Here is a 4,834-nt window from a genome sequence, read left to right on the forward strand (position 1 = left end):
CGGGGGGGAGTAAGAGAGTTTTAAGTTATCTCCCCTGCCCCCCTGCCCCTCTGCCCCTCTGCCCCCCTGCTCCCCTGCCCCTCTGCCCCCTCTACTAGTCCACCAAAGAAAACATCAATTCACCTTCACAAGCGAGTTGACCATCTACTTGGGCAATACCGCGCATTTTCCCAAAGCGACGACGTTTGACGCTGAGTAGTTCCAAGGTCATTACCAGTTGATCTCCTGGTGTGATGGGACGACGAAAGCGCACTCCATCAATGCCAGCAAACAGAAATAAACCGCTTTCAATATCAGGTAGCTGAGTCAAAACGATGCCACCAACTTGCGCCATTGCTTCCACAATTAAAACTCCCGGCATAATTGGTTTTCCGGGAAAATGACCTGGAAAAAAAGGTTCGTTAACAGTGACATTTTTAATGCCTACTGCCTTTTTTCCGGGTACATAATCAATGATTCTGTCTACTAGTAAAAAAGGATAACGATGGGGCAGCAAATTTTGGATTTCTTCAATTGTAAAAACTTTTTTGCTGTCGGGAGAAGACTCGATATCTGTTGATTCCGAACTTTGAGAATTGGATGTATTTGCTTCGATTACGGACATGAGCAGATCAATTTTAGATTTTGGATTTTGGATTTTTTTTCTGGCGATTTATCTGACTAAATAAACGAGGAGAATGGGAAATCGCGGATTAGGAAAATTTAGACTTGTAGGAGCAGGAAAACTCCTTAACTCAAAACTATCCCAGTCCCCAATCCCTAGTCCCCAGTCCCTAATTCCTGTGCTTGTAACAACTTAGCGAGTTGGATATGCAAGTTGTGACTTGCTTTGTAGGCGAAGTAATGAGCTTTAGGGATTTTCCCTAATAAACTCAAATCTCCTACTAAGTCTAAAATTTTATGACGCACTGGCTCATTTGCAAATCGTAAAGGTGGATTTAACCAACGTTCATGGTCACAAACCAAAGCATTTTCCAAGGTACCACCTTTGATCAAACCTTTAGCCCGTAACTCTTCCACTTGAGATGCTAAACCAAAAGTGCGTGCAGGTGCGATCGCAACAGCAAAACTCTCTTGACTTGGACACCAACTGTACCATTGATTCCCGATCGGCGAAACCGCAAAATCTATCCCATAAGTAAACCGCAATTCTGGCGCAGGCATAGCACAAACAAAAGCATCACCCTGGTAAACAGACAGGGGACTGATGATTGGGGACTGGGGACTGGGAAAGTTTTGAGTTCTGAGGTTTGAGTTTTGAGTTAAGAAGTTTTCTTGCCCCTGAGCCCCTGGGCCCAGGAGTCCGCCTACCCGAACAATTTCTTCTACCCAAACTTGAGCCGAGCCATCCAAAAGCGGTACTTCTGGCCCATCAATTTCAATTCTGGCATCATCAACACCCATTGCCGTCAAAGCCGCTAATAGGTGTTCTACAGTGCGAACTCCGCTAGAGTTTTCCCCCAGTTGAGTAGAAAGCAGAGTTTGAGTAACAGATGTCAACTTAGCGGGAATAATTGGTTGTTCCGGCAAATCAACCCGAACAAAATAGCGACCTTGACCGGGTAAAGCTGGTAAAACCCGCACCTTGGTAAGGATTCCGCTATGGAGTCCCACGCCAGAAACTGCAAAACTGTTGAACAGAGTTTGTGTCATTGGTCAATGTGTTTTGGGGATGGGGGTTGGGTCAATACTGCTCGGTTAAGCATTTTTTGGCATGGAGGGGCGAAGCATTTGGACAGAAAATCTAGGGTTTGACGCGATAAATTGTCGCCCAAATGCTTCGCCCCTACCCTTAACCGAGCAGTATTGGGGGTTGGGTGTTAGGGAAGAAGAAGAAATTTCCAAGAGCACCCAACCCCTAACACCTTCTTTTATCTAGAATCTTTCACCGATACCGAACTGAAAGCGACTATCACCTTCGTCATTGAAACCGTAGTCAATCCGAATCGGACCTAGAGGTGATTGAATGCGAACACCGACACCGTAACCGAAGCCAGTACCGGGTTTATTGCGGATTTCCGCGGGTCTTCCGGGGACATCTCCGGCAGTGCCCAGGTCTGTACCAAAGTCAACGAATAGCACGCCGCCAATGACTGAGAACACTGGGAAGCGATACTCAGCTGTAGCTTGAAAATAACTGCGACCGCTGCCTAACTCACCTTCATCGTAACCGCGAACCGAGTTCACACCGCCCAAGGAGAAGGCTTCGTAGGGAGGTAAATCTCCGAGAATAGTTCCGCCTTGGATATTAAAAGCGAGTGCTTGTGGCCCTTCAGTAAAGTTGGTGAATCTGACTGGAATAAAGTAGCTGTAGCTACCGCGCAATCTGGTCATCAGGATGTTACCTTGACCGAGTGGCACGGATTGTTCTAGACCGATGCGGAAGAGGGAGCCTTGGGTGGTCCGAAGTGGGTTGTTGCGTTTATCGCGGACTGCGCCAAGTTGGACTGTAATTAGGTCGTCTTTCCCTTCGCCGCTAAAGCTGAGATCGTTACCGCGTTCATCTCTAGGACTGAGTTCGCCGTCGGAATCACGAATGGAAATATTTTGATACTGTAATCCTAAAGATGCTACCCAGTCTGAACTGGCTAAGGGATTACGAGACAGAGGACGATTAAAGGTGACACCGCCACCTAGTCGGAGAATTCTGGGTCTGTCGCCGTTTGGTAGTTCGATGTCTGGGTCGCCACCGTCAAAAATTAGGGAGATCGATCGCCTCCTAAACAAGTTAACCGTGTAAGATGTCCGATAGGGGTCGCCAGCAATCCAAGGATCGGTAAAGCGGACATCAAAGAGAAATTCCCTTTGACCTAACTGCACTTCCAAGCCAACTTTTTGGTTTCTGCCAAATAAGTTTTGTTGTTGATAACTCGCCGTCCCAAATAGACCAGCTGCGGAACTGAAACCTGCCCCAGCTGCAATCGAACCACTATTTCGTTCTCTCACATTCACTTGGACGGTTACTTGTCGGGGGTTTTCCCCAGGATTTAATGATAATTTCACATCATCAAATAAACCTAAACCAAACACCCGCTGTAAATCTCGTTGAATTTCATTCCGGTTAAATACTGTACCGGGCTTAGTTGCTAGTTCGCGGGTAATAATATATGGTCTTGTTCTTCCCCTGATTGGTCTACCTTCAGCGTCAACTGTTTCCCCTTCCCGATTCAAGAACTGCACTTGAATATCTTCGACAACCCCTTCTGCAACTTCTAGAGTTACAACACCTTCTGGGGAAACTTTGGTATCTACTACCTGTGCTAAAACATAGCCTCTGTCGCGATACCACTGCTCAATCTGTCTAATTCCGGCTTGTAAGTCGCGGAAATTGAGAATTTCGTTGTACTGTTCCCGGAAAGTTTGTTCTACTAAGTCTTTTGGCAAAACTTGGCTATTCTGTACCTGAACGGAACGCAACACTGGGTTAGATTCGACTACAAATGTTACCCGCACGCCCAAGGGTGTATCAGTAGGTTCGGCTCTGACTCTGGAGAAATAACCAGTGGCAAAAATCGCGTTAATGTCTTCTTGTAACTGTGATTTGGTAGTTGTCCTTCCCGGACGAGTACGGATGGCATCATAAACAATTTCTTGCAGTTTTCCTTCTACGCCACTTACCAAGACTTCTGCGACTAATACGCGAGGTTCTCCTTCTGAGGAAGGCACAGGTTGGGCGGGAGGCTGAGGTTGAGTAGGTAGGGAAGGAGGTGCATTCTGTTCCAGAGTGGGTAATGGGGGAGGTGCTGGTGGTGCTTCTGGCGTTTGTGGTTCAGTGGTTTGACCTTCCTCTGGAGGTGTATCTGGCTCTGCTGGTAAGGGTGCTGTCGGTTCTGGTGTTGTTGGTGCGTCAGCTGGTGCGTCAGCTGGTGCGTCAGTAGTAGGTGGTGCTTGTGCTGTAATTAAGTGATTAAGATGTGGGTAATTTGGGTTGGTCGAAATCTCAGAAATATGACTTAAGGAATAAAGACTGTTCTGCTGTAAGCCTGTATCTTTAGGTGAATAATGGGCAAGAGGTTTCGGCGGCAGAATGGTTGCGGGGAGTTCATTGATGGCCGAAATTTGCGGATTTACAGGATAAGCAGGATCAATTTTTTTAGCTTGTAAATTAATCCTATTTCTCCCTAAATACTGGAAATACTGGTCATTAATGTGTGTTAGTATTTCCGGCTTGATTTGCGCTTTAGCGGAATTTTCTGCCTCAAATGGGGAAGTTGACAGGGCGGAAATAGTAATTTCCGGCTGTGAATTTCTGGGGGTCGAAGAAATTAGTGTTGCTGATTCTTGCGCTGGTTGGTGAGGCTTAGGGTTCGTTATATTGGCACTCTCGACTGATAGCAAAGCGGTGCTTTCAGTACTGGGGGAATGAGTAGCCAATTCTAGTTCATTTAGATGTTTGATTGCTGTTGAAGAGTTGTTTTCCGATAGCGAAGCGGCGCTTTCGGCGCTAGTTTGCCCGGAAGCGGGATGTGAGTTACCCAATGTGACCCAAGCAACAGCTGCTACCAAGACTGGAGATAAACGCATTTTGTTCTCGTTATTTACCACTTCCACACACCGTCGTTATTGAGAGAGTTTTTTAGTCTACAGTCTTAAAGTCTATTTTGGTTAGGCTTCTACGCTGTAGGTTCCCAACAAGGGGACTCTTCTCTATTTAAAGTATTTAACCCAACACAATATCACCTGTTTGGGCAATCACTATTATCTGCTCTGTTGGGATCATGTGCCGAATTTAGCAATTTGGCAAGGGTAGGCAGGGGGGCAGGGGGGGGGGGGGGGGGGGGGGGGGGGGGGGGGGGGGGGGGGGGGGGGGGGGGGGGGGGGGGGGGGGGGCGGG

3 protein-coding genes are annotated in these 4,834 nt (G+C 47.3%); all 3 read right to left on the reverse strand.

Going from position 1 to position 4,834, the window contains the following annotated elements; all coding sequences use genetic code 11:
* Positions 1 to 94: 94 nt before the first annotated feature.
* The 3 genes from fabZ to ACE1B6_RS22375 all read right to left on the reverse strand — a co-directional run bounded on the left by fabZ (position 95) and on the right by ACE1B6_RS22375 (position 4,524).
* The gene (gene fabZ, locus ACE1B6_RS22365; protein ID WP_413259486.1) at positions 95 to 604 is read right to left on the reverse strand and encodes a 3-hydroxyacyl-ACP dehydratase FabZ; all 510 of its coding nucleotides are present in this window, start codon (positions 602 to 604) and stop codon (positions 95 to 97) included.
* Positions 605 to 759: 155 nt separating this feature from the next.
* A complete protein-coding gene (gene lpxC, locus ACE1B6_RS22370) occupies positions 760 to 1,653 on the reverse strand; it encodes a UDP-3-O-acyl-N-acetylglucosamine deacetylase (RefSeq protein ID WP_413259487.1) in 894 nt (297 codons plus the stop codon).
* A gap of 222 nt (positions 1,654 to 1,875) precedes the next feature.
* Positions 1,876 to 4,524, reverse strand: coding sequence for a BamA/TamA family outer membrane protein (locus ACE1B6_RS22375; protein WP_413259488.1), 2,649 nt, complete (start codon positions 4,522 to 4,524; stop codon positions 1,876 to 1,878).
* Between the last annotated feature and the right edge of the window lie 310 nt (positions 4,525 to 4,834).

It is taken from the genome of Floridaenema fluviatile BLCC-F154, from assembly GCF_041929135.1.
GTDB classification, from domain to species: domain Bacteria; phylum Cyanobacteriota; class Cyanobacteriia; order Cyanobacteriales; family Aerosakkonemataceae; genus Floridanema; species Floridanema fluviatile.

What these genes read in the sequence shown, in the direction of transcription:
- fabZ (WP_413259486.1), bottom strand. Translation starts at nt 604, where the DNA reads ATGTCCGTAATCGAAGCAAATACATCCAATTCTCAAAGTTCGGAATCA.
- lpxC (WP_413259487.1), bottom strand. Translation starts at nt 1,653, where the DNA reads ATGACACAAACTCTGTTCAACAGTTTTGCAGTTTCTGGCGTGGGACTC.
- ACE1B6_RS22375 (WP_413259488.1), bottom strand. Translation starts at nt 4,524, where the DNA reads ATGCGTTTATCTCCAGTCTTGGTAGCAGCTGTTGCTTGGGTCACATTG.